General features: G+C 64.9%; 18 protein-coding genes. 2 read left to right on the plus strand and 16 right to left on the minus strand.

Features of this window, described 5'->3' with window-relative positions:
- Complete coding sequence (locus OSH05_RS00985) at positions 1 to 1,224, plus strand: MFS transporter (protein WP_266352323.1); 1,224 nt, start codon at positions 1 to 3, stop codon at positions 1,222 to 1,224.
- A 7-nt stretch (positions 1,225 to 1,231) separates the two neighbouring features.
- Here the strand turns inward: OSH05_RS00985 and OSH05_RS00990 are convergent, their stop codons facing one another.
- Positions 1,232 to 3,178, minus strand: coding sequence for a potassium transporter Kup (locus tag OSH05_RS00990; protein ID WP_104218417.1), 1,947 nt, complete (start codon positions 3,176 to 3,178; stop codon positions 1,232 to 1,234).
- 279 nt (positions 3,179 to 3,457) lie between these two features.
- Between OSH05_RS00990 and OSH05_RS00995 the strand changes: the two genes are divergently transcribed.
- Positions 3,458 to 3,937 carry a pilus assembly protein TadG-related protein gene (locus OSH05_RS00995; RefSeq protein WP_104218418.1) on the plus strand — a complete coding sequence of 160 codons (480 nt, stop codon included), beginning with the start codon at positions 3,458 to 3,460 and terminating at the stop codon, positions 3,935 to 3,937.
- A gap of 5 nt (positions 3,938 to 3,942) precedes the next feature.
- Here OSH05_RS00995 and dhaK read toward each other — a convergent pair whose 3' ends face one another.
- The 15 genes from dhaK to OSH05_RS01070 all read right to left on the minus strand — a co-directional run bounded on the left by dhaK (position 3,943) and on the right by OSH05_RS01070 (position 17,872).
- Positions 3,943 to 4,926 carry a dihydroxyacetone kinase subunit DhaK gene (gene dhaK / locus OSH05_RS01000; RefSeq protein WP_104218419.1) on the minus strand — a complete coding sequence of 328 codons (984 nt, stop codon included), beginning with the start codon at positions 4,924 to 4,926 and terminating at the stop codon, positions 3,943 to 3,945.
- A 169-nt stretch (positions 4,927 to 5,095) separates the two neighbouring features.
- Positions 5,096 to 5,515 (minus strand): hypothetical protein, encoded by a 420-nt coding sequence (locus tag OSH05_RS01005; RefSeq protein WP_104218420.1) that lies wholly within the window; start codon positions 5,513 to 5,515, stop codon positions 5,096 to 5,098.
- A complete protein-coding gene (locus tag OSH05_RS01010; protein WP_104218421.1) occupies positions 5,512 to 7,110 on the minus strand; it encodes a phosphoenolpyruvate--protein phosphotransferase in 1,599 nt (532 codons plus the stop codon). Before OSH05_RS01010 ends, OSH05_RS01005 begins: the two co-directional genes overlap by 4 nt.
- The gene (locus OSH05_RS01015; protein WP_104218803.1) at positions 7,103 to 7,426 is read right to left on the minus strand and encodes an HPr family phosphocarrier protein; all 324 of its coding nucleotides are present in this window, start codon (positions 7,424 to 7,426) and stop codon (positions 7,103 to 7,105) included. Before OSH05_RS01015 ends, OSH05_RS01010 begins: the two co-directional genes overlap by 8 nt.
- A 53-nt stretch (positions 7,427 to 7,479) precedes the next feature.
- Positions 7,480 to 7,896, minus strand: a complete 417-nt coding sequence (gene dhaM / locus OSH05_RS01020; protein ID WP_104218422.1) for a dihydroxyacetone kinase phosphoryl donor subunit DhaM — start codon at positions 7,894 to 7,896, stop codon at positions 7,480 to 7,482.
- Positions 7,893 to 8,486, minus strand: coding sequence for a dihydroxyacetone kinase subunit DhaL (gene dhaL, locus OSH05_RS01025; protein WP_104218804.1), 594 nt, complete (start codon positions 8,484 to 8,486; stop codon positions 7,893 to 7,895). Before dhaL ends, dhaM begins: the two co-directional genes overlap by 4 nt.
- Positions 8,486 to 9,511, minus strand: a complete 1,026-nt coding sequence (locus tag OSH05_RS01030) for an ABC transporter ATP-binding protein (RefSeq protein WP_104218423.1) — start codon at positions 9,509 to 9,511, stop codon at positions 8,486 to 8,488. Before OSH05_RS01030 ends, dhaL begins: the two co-directional genes overlap by 1 nt.
- Positions 9,504 to 10,601 carry an ABC transporter ATP-binding protein gene (locus tag OSH05_RS01035; protein WP_104218424.1) on the minus strand — a complete coding sequence of 366 codons (1,098 nt, stop codon included), beginning with the start codon at positions 10,599 to 10,601 and terminating at the stop codon, positions 9,504 to 9,506. The genes OSH05_RS01030 and OSH05_RS01035 overlap by 8 nt, the downstream gene beginning before the upstream one ends.
- A gap of 3 nt (positions 10,602 to 10,604) precedes the next feature.
- Positions 10,605 to 10,820, minus strand: coding sequence for a hypothetical protein (locus OSH05_RS01040; RefSeq protein ID WP_104218425.1), 216 nt, complete (start codon positions 10,818 to 10,820; stop codon positions 10,605 to 10,607).
- Positions 10,817 to 11,770, minus strand: coding sequence for a carbohydrate ABC transporter permease (locus tag OSH05_RS01045; protein WP_104218426.1), 954 nt, complete (start codon positions 11,768 to 11,770; stop codon positions 10,817 to 10,819). Before OSH05_RS01045 ends, OSH05_RS01040 begins: the two co-directional genes overlap by 4 nt.
- The gene (locus OSH05_RS01050) at positions 11,767 to 12,729 is read right to left on the minus strand and encodes a carbohydrate ABC transporter permease (RefSeq protein WP_104218427.1); all 963 of its coding nucleotides are present in this window, start codon (positions 12,727 to 12,729) and stop codon (positions 11,767 to 11,769) included. Before OSH05_RS01050 ends, OSH05_RS01045 begins: the two co-directional genes overlap by 4 nt.
- A gap of 138 nt (positions 12,730 to 12,867) precedes the next feature.
- The gene (locus OSH05_RS01055; RefSeq protein ID WP_104218428.1) at positions 12,868 to 14,199 is read right to left on the minus strand and encodes an ABC transporter substrate-binding protein; all 1,332 of its coding nucleotides are present in this window, start codon (positions 14,197 to 14,199) and stop codon (positions 12,868 to 12,870) included.
- Positions 14,200 to 14,502: 303 nt separating this feature from the next.
- Positions 14,503 to 15,675, minus strand: a complete 1,173-nt coding sequence (locus OSH05_RS01060) for a Gfo/Idh/MocA family protein (protein ID WP_104218429.1) — start codon at positions 15,673 to 15,675, stop codon at positions 14,503 to 14,505.
- Between the two features lie 17 nt (positions 15,676 to 15,692).
- Positions 15,693 to 16,748 carry a sugar phosphate isomerase/epimerase family protein gene (locus OSH05_RS01065; RefSeq protein WP_104218430.1) on the minus strand — a complete coding sequence of 352 codons (1,056 nt, stop codon included), beginning with the start codon at positions 16,746 to 16,748 and terminating at the stop codon, positions 15,693 to 15,695.
- A 68-nt stretch (positions 16,749 to 16,816) separates the two neighbouring features.
- The gene (locus OSH05_RS01070) at positions 16,817 to 17,872 is read right to left on the minus strand and encodes a LacI family DNA-binding transcriptional regulator (protein ID WP_104218431.1); all 1,056 of its coding nucleotides are present in this window, start codon (positions 17,870 to 17,872) and stop codon (positions 16,817 to 16,819) included.
- Positions 17,873 to 17,976 lie beyond the last annotated feature (104 nt).

Consider the following 17,976-nt stretch of genomic DNA (forward strand, 5'->3'; position numbering starts at 1 on the left):
GTGCCGAAGCCCGGGACCCTACCGACCGTCCAAGCTGAGAGCCGGGTCGGAACGCCATCCCTCGCCCTGCGCGGACGGGGCCTCCGCATCGCCGGCATCCTGTTTCTGATCGGCACCGAGGCCCTGCTCTATGGCTTCAGCTACCCCTTCTTCTCGCTCGCCCTGGAGAAGCAGGGGCTCTCCAACTGGCTGATCGGGCTCAACGCGTCGCTAGCCGGTGTGGGCATCCTGTTCTTCGGGCCGTTCCTGCCGAGGGTGATCGACCGGATCGGCATCGGGCGGCTCGTGGCGCTGCTCTTCGCCATCCCCTTCCTCTCCTTCGCGGCAATCCTGCTCCGTGGCGACACTTTCACCTGGTTCGCGGCGCGCTTCATCATGGGAACCTGCTTCTCGGCGCTGTGGACGACGACGGAAATCTGGCTGAACGGTGAACTCGATGACCGTCGGCGCGGCCGCATCATCGCCGCTTCCGGAACGCTCTACGCCGCCTGCCAGTTCGTTGGCCCGGTCCTGCTCGGGTTTTCCGGCGCGGCCGGATCGCTCCCGCTTCTGGTCGCCATGGTGCCGCTGGCAGTAGGCGCGCTTGTCGCCGCCCTTCTGTCGGACCGCGGCGGCCCGACCCCCGGGCTGGAGGAGGCGGAGCCGGCGGTCTCCTGGCGGCTCGCCGTGGTGCTGGCCGGGCCGATCCTGTTCACCGCCTTCGTCTCGGGCGTCGGCGAGACGGCGATGCAGAGTCTGCTGCCGCTCTATGGACTGGCACATGGGCTTGGCGATGCCGCCGCCTCCGGCTTGGTCGCGACCTTCGCGCTCGGCGAGGCGGTGCTTGTCATCGCGCTCGGCTGGTCGGCCGACCGCTATGGCCGCCGTCTCGTGCTGGTCGTGGCGACGCTTGTGGCGGCGCTGTCGACGGCGGCTCTGCCGCTCGCCATCGGCCATGTCGCCTTGCTGCAGGCGGCGCTGTTCCTGTCGGGAGGAACCGTCGCCGGCGTCTATACGCTCGGCATCGTGCTGATCGGCCAAGATTTCCGCGGCCAGAGACTGGCGATGGTGTCGACGGCCTTCGGCATGGCCTATTCGGCCGGGTCGGTGATCGGCGCGACGCCGATCGGCTACATGATCGATCTTGCCGGCGTCGAGGCACTGCCGATCGCGGTAGCCGGCAGCTTCCTGATGCTGGCGCTGCTCATCGCCCGCCCCGGCCGACGAGATCCGGACGGCAGCTGACGTCGCCTCAGATCGTCATCTGCGTGCCGATCTCGACCACGCGGCCCGTCGGGATGTGGAAATACTCCGTCGCGTCGCTCGCGTTGATGGCGAGCTTGATGAACAGCTTGTCCTGCAGGCGCGAGAAGATGCGCTCGTTCGCCGGCTTGATCGAGCGGCGGGAGAGGAAGAACGACGTCGACATGATGTCGTATTTCCAGCCCTGCTTGCGGCAAAGGCCGAGCGCGCGCGGGACGTTCGGCGTTTCCATATAGCCGAACGACATGAACACGCGGGTGAAGCTGTCATTGACCGGCTCGATACGAACGCGCTCGGAATCGTCGATGTGCGGCACATTGGCCGAGATGACGGTCAGGAGCACGTTCTTCTGATGCAGCACGCGATAGTGCTTCAGGCTGTGCAGCAGCGAGGATGGCGCCGTCTCGGGATCCGACGTCAGGAAAACGGCGGTACCGGGGACGCGGACGACGGAACTCTTCTCGAGGTTCTTGACCAGTTCGACCAGCGGCACGTCGTTGCGGCGGCTCTTGTCGAACAGGATCTTCGTGCCGCGCACCCAGGAGCGCATGATCACCATGATCGAGAAGGCGAAGAGCAGCGGCACCCAGCCGCCCTCGGTTATCTTGATCAGATTGGCGCCGAGGAAGACGAGGTCGATCACCAGGAAAGGCGCGATCAACAGCGCCGCGACCCAGATCGGCCAGCGCCAGAAGCGCCAGACGACGATGAAGGCGAGGCAGGCGGTGATCACCATCTCGCCGGTGACCGAGATGCCATAGGCGGTGGCAAGCTTCGACGACGAGCCGAACAGCACGACGAGCATCAGCACCGCGATCATCAGCAGCGAGTTCACCTGCGGCATGTAGATCTGGCCGGCATGGTGCTCGGACGTGTGCTCGATCTCCATGCGCGGCAGCAGCTTCAACTGGATCGCCTGTCGCGTCATCGAGAAGGCGCCGGTGATCACAGCCTGCGAGGCGATCACGGTCGCCATGGTGGCGAGGATGACAATGGGCAGGACCGCCCATTCAGGAAACAGCAGGAAGAACGGGTTGGCGAGCGCCTCGGGATGGGCCAGCACCAGCGCGCCCTGCCCCAGATAATTGGCGGCAAGCGCGGGAAAGACGAAGGCGAGCCAGGCTGCCTGAATCGGCTTGCGGCCGAAATGGCCGAGATCGGCATAAAGCGCCTCGGCGCCCGTCACCGACAGGAACACGGCGCCGATAACGATGAGCCCTGTATAGCCGTTGGTCACGATATAGCGCACGGCATGGTAGGGATTGAGCGCGGCGAAGATGCCGGGATCGTCGGCGATATGGGTGAAGCCGCCAATGGTCATGACCACGAACCAGACCGCGGTGATCGGCCCGAACAGCGAGGCTACGCGGGCTGTGCCATAGCGCTGCACCAGGAAGAGTGCCGTGATGATCGCGATCGTAATCGGGATGACGTAGCGGTCCAGCGAAGGCGTGACGAGCTTCAGGCCTTCCACGGCCGACAGTACGGATATGGCCGGTGTGATCACCGCATCGCCATAGAACAGCGCCGCGCCGGCCACGCCCAGCAGAAAAACGATCGGCGCGGACTTGCCCATCGTCCGGCTTGCGAGCGCCATCAGCGAAAGCGTGCCGCCCTCGCCATTGTTGTCGGCCCTGAGCAGAATGACGACATATTTCAGCGTCACGATGATCGTCAGGGTCCAGAGGATCAGGGAGATGATGCTGACGACATCCTCTCGGACGATTTCGCCATGGGCCGTCTCGGCGGCGTGCAGCGCTTCGCGGAAGGCGTAGATGACGCTCGTGCCGATATCGCCATAGACGACGCCGACGGAGCCAAGCGCAAGCGTCCAGAAGCCGGCGGTCGTCGCCGTGCCGTGCTCGTTTTGCGGGGCGCCCGAAGGAACCGCTGCCTGTTCTCCAGGCGTGCCCGCGCCCTGCGCATTCAGAGACATCAGCCTCTCATCCGGTTCACCGCGCCCACCGGCGGCAGCGGGTGCTTATAGCAGATGGGGTGCGCTGCACAACGATAGCGGAATGTCGGGCCGGCACAAGCTCGGATCTGGCCCCGTCCGACGCCAGGGTGAAGGCGAGGCAGCAACGCCGAACCCTGGATCATCGTTAACGGAAATTGAGACTTTCTCGCTGGTCGGCGCAAGCAAGGATTAAAGCGCATCTGTTTCAAGTTTTACCGAATTTCGTAACCTGCGTCCCCGACAGAGAGCTTCCCCACCATGCCGCGGGCTCGCCCGACCGACGCGCCTGCGACGCGCCATTCTCGATCCGCGGCGCACTTTCTGCGCGCCGAGGGCGGCAACGTCGCCGTCATCTTCGCCATCGTTTCTATCCTGCTGGTCGGCGTCACCGGCATCGCGATCGATTTCTCGCGCGTCTCGCTCGGGCGAGCCGAACTGCAACGCCGTCTCGATTCCGCCCTCGCCGCTGCCATGCAGACACCGCCGGAAGCGAGAATCGCAGCTGCGGAAGACTCCTTCGACACCAACAGCACGGGCTCGATCACCAAGATCGAGAGCCGCTTCGAGACCGCCACCGACGGCCTGAAGGGCACCGCCACTGCCGACGTTCCGGCCACCTTATCGAGCCTTCTCGGCATCAAGTCCGTCGCCGTCTCCGCAGCCGGCGAGGCCATGGCGTCGCCCAGCAGACCGAAGCCGGTCGGACCGGGGCCGAGCGATGCCATGCCCGTGCCGTAGCAGGATCACATCCCCCAGCGCAGCCCCGCCGTGTGCACCGGCGCATCCCAATGCCGCGCGATCTCGTCGTCGAGAAGCGACAGGGTGATCGAGCAACCCGCCATTTCCAGCGACGTCACATAGTTGCCGACCAACGAGCGGGCGAGGCGGAAGCCGTGCTTCTCCATCTGCGCCTTCGCGGCGTGGAACATGAGATAGAGTTCCATCTGCGGCGTACCGCCGAAGCCGTTGACGAGCAGGATCGCGTCGCCCCGCCCTTCAAGGTCGCCGGCAATCGCTGCGATCATTTCCTCGGTGATCTGGCCCGCCGGCTCCAGCGGCACGCGGCGACGGCCGGGCTCGCCATGAATGCCGACGCCCATTTCCATCTCGTTCTCACTGAGTGTGAAGGTCGGCGTCCCAGCGGCGGGTACTGTGCAACTCGTTAGCGCGACGCCCATCGAGCGCGTCCGCGCATTGACGCGGTCGCCAAGCGCCTTGAGCCCGGCAAGCGGCATGCCGGCTTCGGCCGCCGCGCCGACGATCTTCTCGACGATCATGGTGCCGGCGACGCCGCGACGGCCGATCGAATAGGTCGATGTCTCGACAGCGACGTCGTCATCGGTGATGACCGTCAGAACCTCGCTGCCAGCCATTTCGGCGGCCATCTCGAAGTTCATGCGGTCGCCTTCATAATTCTTGACGATGAACAGCGCGCCGCCGCCGGTATCGACGGCTTCGATCGCTGCCAGCATCTGGTCCGGTGTCGGCGAGGTGAAGACCTGTCCGGGACAGGCGGCGTCGAGCATGCCGAAGCCGACAAAGCCGGCATGCAGCGGCTCATGCCCGGAGCCGCCACCCGAGACGATCGCCGCCTTGCCTTGGGTCAGGACCTTGCGGCGGACGAATTTCCGTTCCTCGCCCAGGATGACGATGTCGGCATGGGCGGCCGCGAAACCATCGAGGCTCTCGGCGAGGACGGTTTCGGGCGAATTGATGAGCTTCTTCATGGTTCCTCCGCTGCTTTCGTTCTGGAGCAAGGAAGGAAGACCCTCACCCCAGCCCTCTCCCGCTTCGCGGGCGAGGGGGTTCTGCTTGTGCCTTCCCAATCCTCGCGGCCGATCGTTGGCGCCCCCTCGCCCGCTTGCGGGAGAGGGCTGGGGTGAGGGTCTTGCTGCCCTACCCCTCCACCAGCTTCGCCAGCCGCTGCACGAATTCGCCGACCAGGCGGTCCATGTCCTGATTGCGCTCGGCATCGCCGAGATCGGGGAGATAGATCACATGCGGCCGCATGCGGCGCACTTCCTTCAGCGCCGGGACGCGGCGCGGGTGGGCGGCGCCATAGGCGTCGAGGAAGAGGCGCCGATCCTCCGGCGAGAAATGGCAGATCTCGAAAATGGTCTCGATGTGCTGCGCCGGTATGGGCGTGGCATAGGCCGGGCTGGCGATATGGCTGACGAAGGAACGGTTCTTGCCGAGGGCCTGAGCGAGGCGGCCGCGCGTTCCGGAAGGGCGGTTGTCGAGCACGCGCTGCAACACCGCCTTGTAGGCCGCGACGGAATCACCCGTGGCGCTCGCGGTTTCCGCAGGCGGCGTCATGTCCCCTCCCCGCTGATCCTGGCCAACGCCAGCTTGACGCGGCCGACCAGCGGCGGCGCGACCGAGACGGAGCGCAGCCCTGCCGCGATCAGCGCCGGCAGCAGGCGCGGGTCGCCGCCCATGTCGCCGCAGAGGCTAACGTCGATGCCGAGCTTGGCGGCGCCGGTGACGACATTGCGGATCAGCGCAATCACCGCCGGATGGCCGGCATCACCCAGTTCGGCCACGGCCGCGATGTCGCGGGCGGCGGCAGTCGTATATTGCGTCAGATCGTTGGAGCCGATGGAGAAGAAGGCGGCGGCGCCGAAGATTTCCGGCACAACGGCAACGGCCGGGACCTCGACCATGATGCCAAGCGGCGGCCGCCGGCAGGGGATGCCTTCGGCCCGAAGCTCGGCGATGGCCGCATCGAGCAGCGCCGCCGAGCGGTCGATCTCGGCCGGCACCGTCACCATGGGCAGCATGATCTTCAGATTGCCATGCTCCGCCGCTCTCGCCAGCGCGCGCAGCTGCAGGCGGAAGATGTCCGGTTTAGCCAGCGACAACCGCACGCCGCGCGTGCCGAGGAAGGGGTTCGATTCGCCATCGATCGTAAATCCGGGCACCGGCTTGTCGCCGCCGGCATCGACGGTGCGGATGGTGACCGGCCGGTCGCCGGCCCATTCGAGGATGGTGCGATAGGCGCGATACTGCGTCTCCTCGTCCGGCAGTCCGGCCGGGCCATGAAACAGGAACTCGGTGCGTACCAGGCCGATGCCGTCGCAGATGGCCGGGTCAATCGCGGCGAGTTCCGCCGGCTCCGCGACATTGATCAGGACGGCGATGCTCTCGCCCGATGCAATATGCGCCGGAAGCCGCAGCACGGCGTCCTCCTGCCCGACCCGCTCGGCCGCCTCGGCCTGCGACCCGGCAAAGCGGTCAAGTTCCTCGGGCGGCGGATCGAGCACCAGCCGGCCACGATCGCCATCGACGATCGCATCCGCGAACGCCTCGCCCGGCAGGTCGGATAGGTCCACGACCATGGGCACGCCGCGCGAGCGCGCCAGCATGGCGACATGGCTCGACGGGCTGCCTTCGGTAAGCGCGATGCCGCCGCCCTTGGACCATTCCAGTCCCAGGAAGCGGCTCGGCGTCAGGTCGCGGCCGATGAGGATCGAACCCGGTGCTATCGTCTCGCCCGCGCCATCCTCGACGAGATGGCCGAGCACGCGGTCGCGCAGATCTTCGAGGTCGGTAGCGCGCGCAGCAAAATAGGCATCGCCGGAGGCGCGATAGTCGTCGATCTGGATGCCCAGCGCATCCTTCCAGCCGGTGGCGGCATCTGACCCGGCGGCGATGGCGGATAGCGCCGGCTCGCGCAAGGCGTCATCTTCCAGCATGGCAAGCTGGAATTCCAGCATCGCCGCGCCATCCTCCTCGGAGGTCCCCATCAGGCTTACGAGGTCGGCCGAGGCCACGGCGATCGCTGCTTCCAGCGCCGAACGTTCTTCGGCGGGGGTGCCGCCATGCCGCGCGATCTCGGTCCGATCGACGATGCGATGGACCGGCCCGCGAGCGAGCCCGGGAGCGGCGGCGCGACCGAAGCGCTCAACCATGGCCAGCCTGCGTGCCCGCCTCGTCAAAATCGCGCTCGACGAGAGCGACCAGTGCCGCCACAGCCTCGTCCGCATCCAGACCCGCCGCGCGAAAATGCAGCGTCGTTCCCTGTGGCGCCTTGGCGGCCATGACCTTGACGATGCTCTTGGCGTCGATCCACGGACCGTCGGCGCTGGTACCGAGTTGGATCGCGGCGCCGAAGGTCTTGGCGAGCTTGGTCAGCTTCACCGAGGGTCGCGCATGCAGCCCGACCTCATGGGTGAGCAGGACGCTGCCCGCGATCGCCTTGCCGCCCGAAATGTCGCCGCCCGCCATATCTCGGTCCGTCATCACGATTTCCTTCCACTTGTCCGCCGGGTCGCCGGACCTCAGGCAGGCGACAGTTCTTCGGCTGTGCGCCGTACCGTATCGAGCGATGCGCCGCCAGAGGCCTCTGTCGCCGCGATGACGGCACCCTCGACAATCGGTGCATTGCAGACAACGATTTTGCCGGCGCGCTCTTCCGGCTGCATCTCGATCGCCATCTCGCTATTGGTCTCGGCGCCGCCGAGATCGACCAGGATCGCGACCCCCGCATCCGACCAGGCGCGGTCGATCGCGGCGAGGATCGCCTCGACACTAGTCCCGAGGCCGCCATCGGGATTGCCGCCGCAAAAGGCGAGCGGCACTTCCTCGCCGACCATCTGCCGCACCATCTCCGCCGTTCCCTTGGCCACGTCGGGCGAATGGGAAACGATGACGATGCCGACATTGCCGTTCGGCTCACGCTTGTTCTGGCCGCTCATGCTGTTGTGTCCAAAGCCTTGCTGATGGCGGCGACAAGCAAAGCGCTCGACCGCGCGCCGGGGTCCATATGGCCGATCGACCGGTCGCCGAGGAAGGAGGCCCGGCCGCGGATCGCCTTCATCGGCACGGTTGCCTCGGCAGCTGCGTCGGCGGCCGCCACCGGATCGGCACCGGTCTCGAGCGCCGCCGCCACCGGCTCCAGCACGTCGAGCATCGTCTTCTGCCCGCTCTCCGACTTGCCGCGCGCCTTCACGGCCACGATCGCGGAACGCAGGGCGCGGGCGAGATCGGCCCTGGACGGGTCGGCGGACAATTCCTTGCCGAGCGCCATGGCCAGCGTGCCGTAGAGCGGCCCGGAAGCGCCGCCGACCTTCATCACCAGCGTTGTGCCGAGCGCCTTCAGCGCATCCGGCAACGCCTTGCCCGCGATGACGTCCTTGTCGGCCTGCACGGCGTCGAAGCCGCGCTTCATGTTGAGGCCGTGGTCGCCGTCGCCGATCGCCTGGTCGAGTGCGGTCAACTCCTCGGCGTGATCCGTCATGGATTTCGCCATCGCTATGATCAGCGCCCGTCTCTTCGTTTCGTCGATCATGCCGCCCGGCCCTCGATCCGATTCCCTGTTGCATCGAAATAGAGCGGATCGACCAGGGAGAGCGCAACCGCGTCGCCGGCGACAAGCTCGCTTTCCGGGTCCACCAGCGTGGTCAGCTTCTTCTCGCCAATCCGCACATGCAGATGATTCTGGTCGCCGAGATGCTCAATCCATTCGACCTGCGCATTGGCCGCCGAAGCCTGCGCCTTCTCGATGCGGAAATGCTCCGTCCTCGCGCCGACCGTCTTGGCGCCTGCCGGTGTCGTCCCGGCTGGCACCAGTCCTTCGGGAAATAGGTTGATTGCCGGCTGGCCGAGCCGGGCCGCAACATAGGTATTGGCGGGCCGCTCATAAATCTCGCGCGGCGTGCCGATCTGGACCAATGTTCCCCGATCGAGCACGCCGATCCGGCTCGCCAACGTCATCGCCTCGATCTGGTCGTGCGTCACATAGAGGACGGTGGCGCCCAGTTGCTGCTGGATGCGCTTCAGCTCCAGCCGCAGATCCGACCTTAATTTGGCGTCGAGCGAGGAGAGCGGCTCGTCCATCAGATAGATCGTCGGCCGCCGCACCAGGGCCCTGCCGATCGCGACGCGTTGCATCTCGCCGCCGGATAGTTTGGTCGCGCGGTTCTGAAGCTTGTGAGCAATGCGCAGCAGCCCTGCCACCTCCTCGACGCGGCGGCGGATCTCCTCCTCCGCCACCCGGCGCTGCGGCGAGCGCAACGGAAAGGCAAGGTTGTCGTAGACGGACAGATGCGGGTAGAGGGAATATTGCTGGAAGACGAAGGTGACATCGCGCGCCGATGGTTCGAGCTTGGTAACATCGCGCCCGTCTATCCGGATCGTGCCTTCGTCCGGGCGTTCCAGACCGGCGACGAGACGGAGCGTCGTCGTCTTGCCGGCGCCGGTCGGCCCGAGCAGCACGACGAATTCGCCATTGGCGATCTCCAGGTGAAGATTGGCGAGCGCCGTCGTCGTGCCGAAACACTTGGTGACGCTCTCGATGGTGACATCAGCCATGACGGCTCCCCTCCAGCAAAGCGGAACGGATCGCCCGTCCGGACTTCCGGTCGAACAGCGAGAGGTTCTGCGAGCGAAAGGCGAGGCCGACCGTCTCCCCGGTTCTCACGACCCGGTCGGCCGGGAGCCTGGCCTTGATCGGGCCATGGGCGGTCTCGACCGCAACGATCTGCGTGGTACCGAGATATTCGGCGCCGAATACCTGGCCCCGCAAGGCCGACGCGTCGTCGAAGCGTATATGTTCGGGCCGGACGCCTAGCGCCAGTTCGCCCGCGGCGCGATCCTCGCGCAGTTCGGGAAGCGCGATATCGGCGCCGTTGATCCGAACGGCCTGCTGGCCGGTCGCCACAGCACCTTCAAAGGTGAGGAAATTCATCGGCGGCGAGCCGAGGAAATCGGCGACGAACATCGTTGCCGGGCGATCGTAGATTTCCTGCGGCCGGCCGAACTGCTCGATGACGCCGTGGTTCATCACGGCGATCTTGTCCGCCATCGCCATAGCCTCGAGCTGGTCATGCGTCACATAGACGGTGGTGGCGCCGATGCGGTTATGCAGTTCCCGCAGTTCCCGGACCATGAGGTCGCGGAACTCGGTGTCGAGCGTGCCGAGCGGCTCGTCCATCAGGAAGGCCTTGGGACGGCGGACGATGCACCGGCCGAGCGCGACGCGCTGGCGATCACCGCCGGCGAGGCCCGAGACAGAGCGATTCAGCAGATGGTCGATCCTGAGCAGTCGCGCCGCTTCGTCCACCGCCTTGCGGATCTCTGCGCCCGGCATGCCCTGGCACTTTAGCGGAAAGCCGATGTTCTGCCGCACATTCATATGCGGATAGAGCGCGAAAAGCTGGAAGACGAAGGCGATATCGCGCGCCGCCGCGCGGTTGAAGGTGACATCCTCGCCGCCGAGCAAGATCTTGCCGGAAGTCGGCAATTCGAGCCCCGCGATCATCCTGAGCGTCGTTGTCTTGCCGCAACCCGACGGCCCGAGCATGACGAAGAACTCGCCGTCCTCGATGGTAAAGGTCGACCCCTTTACCGCGGTAAAGGCGCCGAAGCTCTTCTGGACGTTCTCGACCCGGATCTCGGCCATGCTCTACTCCGGAAAATGGCTGACGATCGCGAACAGCAAGGTGCCCGCCAGGATCGTGACGAAGGAATAGGCATAGGCGATCGCCGAGAAGGGTTGCATCAGCATGACGACGCCAAGGCCGATCAGGACGGTCGCCAGATTCTCCCACGGCCCCCGGCGAAGGCGCAGGAACCGGGAAAGAAGTGAGGCACGCGGAACCGCTTCGATCTGTTCGCTCATTTCCGCACCGCTCCAAAGGTGATGCCGCGCAGCAGGTGCTTCCGAAGCAGGATGGTGAAGACGAGGATCGGGATCACGAACAGGGTCGTCGCCGCCGCGACGGCCGGCCAATCCTGCCCGCCCTCGCCGATGATGAAGGGGATGAAGGGCGGCATGGTCTGCGCATTGCCGGAGGTCAGCAGCACCGCGAAGGCATATTCGTTCCAGGCGAAGATCAGGCAGAAGATCGCGGTCGCGGCGATGCCGGTCGCCGCCTGCGGCAGCACGGCCTTGCGGAAGGCCTGCAGCCGCGTATAGCCGTCGATCATGGCCGCTTCCTCATATTCGCGCGGGATCTCGTCGATGAAGCCCTTGAGCAGCCACACGGCGAGCGAAACGTTTACGGCCGTATAGAGCAGGATCATGCCGAGCTTGGTGTCGGTCAGGCCAAGCTCGCGATACATGAGATAGATCGGGATCGCGACGGCGATCGGCGGCATCATCCGCGTCGACAGGATGAAGAACAGCAGATCGTCCTTGAGCGGCACGCGGAAGCGCGAAAAGCCGTAAGCCGAAAGCGTTCCGAGAAAGACCGCGAGGAAGGTCGAGCCGAAAGCGATGATGATCGAGTTGACGAAGCGAGGAATGACGTTGGACGGCCCGGCGATGACCATATTGCGCGAGCGCACCAGCTTGTCATACCAGGCGGTCGGCGGCGGCAGCGTTGCGAGAACTTCCGGCGACTGGCGTGTGCGCGTCGTGAACAGATTGACGTAGCCTTCCAGCGACGGCGTGAAGACGATCTTCGGCGGATAGGCGATGGAATCTGGCGGCGTCTTGAAGCTCGTCGCGACGATCCAGAGCAGCGGGATCATGGTGATCAGCGCATAGGTGATCACCAGCGCGCCGGCGATGCGGCGCGTCGTCGTGGAGGGCGCGACGACGGAATGGGCTTGGGCCAGGTCGCTCATCTCTGTTTCACCCGGTTGAGCGCCTTCACATAGATGTTGGCGAGGCCGAAGACGGTCACGAAGAGGATGATGGCGAGCGCCGAGGAATAGCCGGTGCGCCAGCTTTCGAAGGCCTGTCGCTTCAGCGTGATCGACACGACCTCGGTGGTCGAGCCGGGTCCGCCGCCGGTCAGGAGATTGACCATGTCGAACATCTTGAAGTTCTCGATGCCGCGAAAGAGCACGGCGAGCATGATGAAGGGCAGCGCCATCGGCACCGTGATCGACCAGAACTGGCGCCAGGGCGAGGCGCGGTCGACCTCGGCTGCCTCGTAGATGTAATCGGGGATCGAGCGCAGCCCGGCGAGGCAGATCAGCATGACGTAGGGCGTCCACATCCAGGCATCGACGATCACGATCGCCCAGGGCGACAGCGTGACGGAGCCGAGCATCTGGAAGGACGACGGATCAATGCCGGTCAGGAACGAGACGCCGTAATTGAACAGGCCACTCTGCGGCTGGTAGAGAAACGTCCAGAAATTGCCGATGACGGCGGGCGACAGCATCATCGGGATCAGGATCACCGTCGTCCAGATTCCATGGCCGCGGAACTTCTTGTCGATGAGCCAGGCCAGGCCGAAGCCGAGCACCGTTTCGACGACGATCGTCCAGACGACGAAATGGGCTGTCGTCTGCATCGCGAGCCAGACGTCGCTGTCCGTCAGTATCTTTTGATACCATTGCAGACCGACCATCTTCACGTCCGCATTCGGCTTGTTGGCGCGGTAGTTCGTGAAGGAAAGGTAGATCGTCCAGATCAGCGGGAAGATATTGATGGCGAGGAGCAGCAGGATGGTCGGTCCGATGAAGAACCAGGCGATGGCCCGATCCGACAGGCCCCGGATCGGCTTCGCCACGCCATCCGGCGTCACTCGCGCGGCCCGGTCGGCCAGCTTCAGAGAGGTCGAGGCTTCGCTCATCGAATGGGGATCCGGCATCGTCAGTCCGCGGCTGCAGGCGGGGCCGTCCTAGCGGACCATGCCGCCTGGGGGAGGCCCCCTCTTCCGAAGTCTCCGGGAGGCAAGCCCCCCGGAGCATGGCGCCAGTCGCGCCGGCTTCTACAGTTTGCCTTCGTCCTCGAAGACCTGCGTCCAGTCGGCGACGAGCTTGTCGAGCGCCTCCTGAGCCGTGCCCTGATCGGCGATGACGTAGTCGGAGACGCGCTTCTGCATGGCCTGGAGCAGCTGGGCGTAGACCGGCTCCGCCCAGAAATCCTTCACGATGGCCATGGATTCGAGGAAGGTCGATGCATAGGGCGCGCTCTTCACGAAGTCTGGCGCTTCCAGCACGGACTTGGCGCAGGAATAGCCGCCAAGCGACCACCATTTCGCCTGCACCTCGGGTTTCACGAACCACTTGATGTAGGAGAGCGCGTCGTCCCGCTTGTCCGAATAGGACACGACGGAGATACCCTGGCCGCCGAGCTGGGCGAAGTGCTTCTTCTCGGCCGGATTGGTAAAGAAGCCGATCTTGTCGCCACCGACATTCGGGTCCTTGTAGAGCCCCGGCCAGGTAAAGGCGAAGTTCATCTGCATCGCCACCTGGCCCGACTTGAAGGCGTCGGCATCCTCGGCCATGTACCAGTTCGAGGCGCCGGGAGGCGTGCAGCAATTATAGAGGCTCTTGTAGAACTCCAGACCTTTCGCTGCCTCGGGCGAATTCACGAAGCCCTGCATGTCGTAGGGCTTGTCGGGGTTCTGGTATTCGAAGCCCCAGTCATAGAGGACGTTGGTGACGCCCATCGTGATGCCTTCCGAGCCGCGCTCGGTATAGATGGCGGCGCCGTAAACCTTCTTGCCGTCGATCTCGCGGCCCTGGAAGAACTCGGCAATCTGCTTCAGCTGGTCGTAGGTCTTGGGCGCGTCGAGATCCCAGCCGTATTTCTCCTTGAATTCCTTCTGCAGTTCCGGCTTCGAGAACCAGTCCTTGCGATAGGTCCAGCCGACGACATCGCCCATCGCCGGCAGCGCCCAGTAATTCGGCGTGTTCTTCGGCCATTCGGCATAGCCGACCACGGTGGCCGGCAGGAAGTCATCCATCGAGATGTTGTTCTTCTCGAAGAAGTCGTTCAGCTTGACGTAGTGACCATTCTCCGCCGCGCCGCCGATCCACTGGCTGTCGCCGATGATCAGATCGCACAGTTTGCCCTTCGAGTTGAGCTCGTTGAGGAAGCGGTCCGCATAGCTCGTCCACGGGACGAACTCGAACTTCATGTCGATGCCGGATTCCTTGGTGAAATCCTTCGACAGCTCAACCAATGCATTGGCCGGATCCCAGGCCGCCCAGCAAAGTGTGAGCGACTTGTCCGCCGCATGGGCGGCGCCAACCGGCGCTCCGGCCGCAATAGCTGCGGCGCCGAGCGCGGCGGCGATCGTCAGAAGCTTCCTCATGAGTCCCTCCCGGAAATGCCCATGCCGAGACATCGCGCAAAGGACCGCGCGTCCGCGTGAATCGCCTCCTCCGGCAATCCTGGGCAGGTGAATGGAAAATCCCTCCGGCGCCGGTTCATTCCGGCGTCTGTTTAGTGATTATGTTTAGTGATAGCCATTTTACTAAACAAAGCAATGGCCTATTTCTGCCATTTTGTGCTGCAGTGCGATGGTCATTTCACTAAATTTTGTGCGCAGCAAAAAGGGCGCCGAAGCGCCCCTTTCCTTTTGGCAAAGCCTTTCGGCATCGGCAGACGCCTATGTTCAGGCCTTGGTCCAGACGTTCCCCCCCTCGGAGGATTTCACCGCGGCATCGATGAACCGCATGCCCTTGAGCCCGTCCTCGACCGTCGGGAAAATCACGTCGGCATCCACGGCCTTGCCGGAACGGGCGGCGACGATCGCTCGTGCCGCTTCCGTGTAGATGTTGGCGAAGCCTTCGAGATAGCCCTCCGGGTGACCGCCCGGAACCCGCGTGACGCGGGCCGCCTCCGGCCAGGCGCCGGCACCGCCGCGGGTCAGCAACTGCTTCGGTTCGCCGAATTTGGTGAACCAGAGATAGTTCGGGTCGGCCTGCGTCCATTCCAGCCCGCCCTTGGTGCCATAGACACGCAGCTTCAGGCCGTTCTCGTTGCCGACCGCGACCTGGCTCGCCCAAATCATCCCGCGAGCGCCGCCCTTCCAGCGCAGCAGGATCTGCACGTCATCGTCGAGCAAGCGCCCGGGAACGAAGGTCGTGAGCTGGGCGAGAAGCTGGTCGAGTTCGAGCCCCGATACGAAGCAGGCGAGGTTGTAGGCGTGCGTGCCGATATCGCCGATGCAGCCGCCGGCGCCCGAACGCTTCGGGTCGGTCCGCCACTCGGCCTGCTTGGAGCCGGACGCCTCGGCCTTTTCCGTCAGCCAGTCCTGCGGATACTCGGCCTGGACGAGACGGATCTCGCCCAACTCTCCCGCCTCGACCATGGCCCGCGCCTGCCGGATCATCGGATAACCGGTGTAATTGTGAGTCACGGCAAAGACTTTGCCGGACTTCTTCACCAGCGACACGAGTTCCTCGGCCTCGGCGACGGTTGTCGTCAGCGGCTTGTCGCAGATGACGTGGATGCCGGCTTCGAGAAACGCCTTCGCCGCCGGGGCATGCATATGATTCGGCGTCACGATCGCCACCGCCTCGATGCCGTCGGAGCGCGCCGCCTCGGCCTTCGCCATTTCGGCGAAGGAGCCATAGGAGCGGTCCGGCGCAATACCGATATCGGCCGCCGAGGCCTTTGCCTTTTCCGGCTCGGCCGAGAGCGCGCCGGCCACCAGTTCATATTGATCGTCGATGCGCGACGCGATCCGGTGGACGGCGCCGATAAAGGCCCCCCGCCCGCCGCCGACCATGCCGAGGCGAATCCGCCCAGCAGCCGCCTCTTCCTTGCTGCCTTCGATAGCCATCGGTTCTGTTCCTTTCTTCACGCAATACCGAGGATACGGCGGTTGGCCGCCGCGTCGGTGCCTGCGTCGGCGAAATCGTCGAAAGCCCGCTCGGTGACGCGGATGATATGCGCCGCGATGAACTCGGCGCCCTCGCGCGCGCCATCTTCGGGATGCTTCAGCGCGCATTCCCATTCGAGCACGGCCCAGCTGCCATAGTCATAGGCGGTGAGCTTGGAGAAGATCGCGCCGAAATCGACCTGACCGTCGCCGAGCGAACGGAAGCGGCCGGCGCGGTTGACCCAGCTCTGATAGCCGCCATAGACGCCCTGGCGGCCGGTGGGGTTGAACTCGGCGTCCTTCACATGAAACGCCTTGATGCGCTCGTGATAAATGTCGATGTAGTCGAGATAGTCGAGCTGCTGCAGCACGAAGTGCGAGGGATCGTAGAGCAGATTGGCGCGCGGATGGTTCTTCACCTCGGCGAGGAACATCTCGAAGGTGATGCCGTCATGGAGATCCTCGCTCGGATGGATCTCATAGGCGACATCGACGCCGTTCTCCTCAAACACATCCAGGATCGGCGTCCAGCGGCGGCCGAGTTCAGCGAACGCCTCCTCGACCAGGCCGGCCGGACGCTGCGGGAACGGATAGAGGAATGGCCAGGCGAGCGCGCCGGAGAAGGTCGGATGCGCCTTGAGGCCGAGATTCTTCGATGCCCGGGCGCAGCGCTTCAGATGGTCGACCGCCCATTCCTGGCGGGCCGTCGGATTGCCGCGCACCGCCGGCACCGCGAAGCCGTCCATCAGCTCGTCATAGACCGGATGAACGGCGACCAGCTGGCCGATGATATGCGAGGAAAGCTCGGTGATCGCCAGTCCATGGCTCGCGGCCGTGCCGGCGAGTTCGTCGCAGTAATCCTTGGAGTCTGACGCCTTGTTCAGATCGATCAGGCGGCTGTCCCAGGTCGGAATCTGGACGCCCTTATAGCCGAGCGAAGCGGCCCAGCCGCAGATCGCGTCAAAGGAATTGAACGGCGCCGCGTCGCCCGCGAACTGGGCGAGGAAGATGGCGGGACCTTTGATCGTCTTCATGTATTTCCTCCTTCAAGAACAATGGCTTGTGTTTGTCGCCGGCAATTCTGCGGCGTGTCTCCTGGTCGTCACGGGACATTGTCCCGGACGAAGATATCGATGCGGATGCGCTCCTGGCCGGGCACGATCGGCACCGCCTCTCGAAGGGCAAGCAGGGTGCGCGCGGCGCTGCGCGCCATATGCCCAGGGTCCTGGTTGAGAATCGCGTCGATCGTCCCGCGGACGAGATGGCGGCGATTGAACGGGGTCAGTTCATGCGCGATGAACACGATCTCCCGCGCCCGGCCGGATTCCTCCAGCGCCGCCACGATGCCCGGCGTTCCGGCCCCAACATTGTAAATGCCGACGAGATCGCCATGCTCGGCGAGAAGGGCGCGCCCAACATCGTGCACCTGCGCGTCATCGTCCCGCCCTTCCCGCAAAGGGAGCAGCATGAGGTCGGGATATTCGCGCGCGATCACCTGCTCGAAGCCATATTGGCGCTCGATATGGTCGCGCAGCGACAACGAGCCGGCGATCAGGCCGACCTTGCCGCTGCGATGGCCGAGGAAGCGGCCGAGCAGCGTCGCTGCGGTGCGTCCGGCGGCGTAATTGTCGATGCCGACGAAATGGGCGCGCTTGGTTCCGGGAAGGTCGGACACCAACGTGACGACAGGGACGCCACGCTCGACGATCCCGTTGACCGCCTCGCTGACGGCGGGGTGATCCAGCGCGACGACGGCGACGCCGTCAATATCCGCCGGCAGGCGCTCGAGCGCCGCAGCCAGCGCCTCCCCGTCAAAGACGTCGACATGAGTGACGGCGAGACGCACGCGCTCCTGCACATAGCGATCGGCAGTCGAGCGGAATTCGGCCTCGAGCATGCGCATGAATTCGTTGGCGCCGGTCGGCAGAACGATTTCGAATCGATAGTCCCGCCCGCGGGCCAGCCGCGAAGCGAGGCGATCCGGCTGGTAGTTGAGCCTTTCGATCGCAGCTTGAACGCGCTCGATGGTACGGACATGAACGCCCGTCCTGCCATTCAGCACGCGATCCACGGTCGCGAGGCTCACGCCAGCCTCTCGCGCGACGTCTTGCAGCGTCGTCTTGGCCACGAGAGTTCCTCCCGCGTGATGCAATAGCATCAGAAAATGAGGTAGGCAACGCAAGCGGGAGCCGGAACGGCGTCCGCCATGGAGCACGGGCTCCGGAAGACGGATTGTCGATCGACGTTCTCCCGGACGAATTC

It is taken from the genome of Kaistia algarum, assembly GCF_026343945.1.
Taxonomy (GTDB): Bacteria; Pseudomonadota; Alphaproteobacteria; order Rhizobiales; family Kaistiaceae; genus Kaistia; species Kaistia algarum.

What these genes read in the sequence shown, in the direction of transcription:
- dhaK (WP_104218419.1), bottom strand. Translation starts at nt 4,926, where the DNA reads ATGAAGAAGCTCATCAATTCGCCCGAAACCGTCCTCGCCGAGAGCCTC.
- OSH05_RS01060 (WP_104218429.1), bottom strand. Translation starts at nt 15,675, where the DNA reads ATGGCTATCGAAGGCAGCAAGGAAGAGGCGGCTGCTGGGCGGATTCGC.
- OSH05_RS01050 (WP_104218427.1), bottom strand. Translation starts at nt 12,729, where the DNA reads ATGAGCGAAGCCTCGACCTCTCTGAAGCTGGCCGACCGGGCCGCGCGA.
- OSH05_RS00990 (WP_104218417.1), bottom strand. Translation starts at nt 3,178, where the DNA reads ATGTCTCTGAATGCGCAGGGCGCGGGCACGCCTGGAGAACAGGCAGCG.
- OSH05_RS01030 (WP_104218423.1), bottom strand. Translation starts at nt 9,511, where the DNA reads ATGGCTGATGTCACCATCGAGAGCGTCACCAAGTGTTTCGGCACGACG.
- dhaM (WP_104218422.1), bottom strand. Translation starts at nt 7,896, where the DNA reads ATGAGCGGCCAGAACAAGCGTGAGCCGAACGGCAATGTCGGCATCGTC.
- OSH05_RS01045 (WP_104218426.1), bottom strand. Translation starts at nt 11,770, where the DNA reads ATGAGCGACCTGGCCCAAGCCCATTCCGTCGTCGCGCCCTCCACGACG.
- OSH05_RS01065 (WP_104218430.1), bottom strand. Translation starts at nt 16,748, where the DNA reads ATGAAGACGATCAAAGGTCCCGCCATCTTCCTCGCCCAGTTCGCGGGC.
- OSH05_RS01070 (WP_104218431.1), bottom strand. Translation starts at nt 17,872, where the DNA reads ATGCTATTGCATCACGCGGGAGGAACTCTCGTGGCCAAGACGACGCTG.
- OSH05_RS01055 (WP_104218428.1), bottom strand. Translation starts at nt 14,199, where the DNA reads ATGAGGAAGCTTCTGACGATCGCCGCCGCGCTCGGCGCCGCAGCTATT.
- OSH05_RS01015 (WP_104218803.1), bottom strand. Translation starts at nt 7,426, where the DNA reads ATGGCGGGCGGCGACATTTCGGGCGGCAAGGCGATCGCGGGCAGCGTC.
- OSH05_RS01010 (WP_104218421.1), bottom strand. Translation starts at nt 7,110, where the DNA reads ATGGTTGAGCGCTTCGGTCGCGCCGCCGCTCCCGGGCTCGCTCGCGGG.
- OSH05_RS00995 (WP_104218418.1), top strand. Translation starts at nt 3,458, where the DNA reads ATGCCGCGGGCTCGCCCGACCGACGCGCCTGCGACGCGCCATTCTCGA.
- OSH05_RS01040 (WP_104218425.1), bottom strand. Translation starts at nt 10,820, where the DNA reads ATGAGCGAACAGATCGAAGCGGTTCCGCGTGCCTCACTTCTTTCCCGG.
- OSH05_RS01005 (WP_104218420.1), bottom strand. Translation starts at nt 5,515, where the DNA reads ATGACGCCGCCTGCGGAAACCGCGAGCGCCACGGGTGATTCCGTCGCG.
- OSH05_RS01035 (WP_104218424.1), bottom strand. Translation starts at nt 10,601, where the DNA reads ATGGCCGAGATCCGGGTCGAGAACGTCCAGAAGAGCTTCGGCGCCTTT.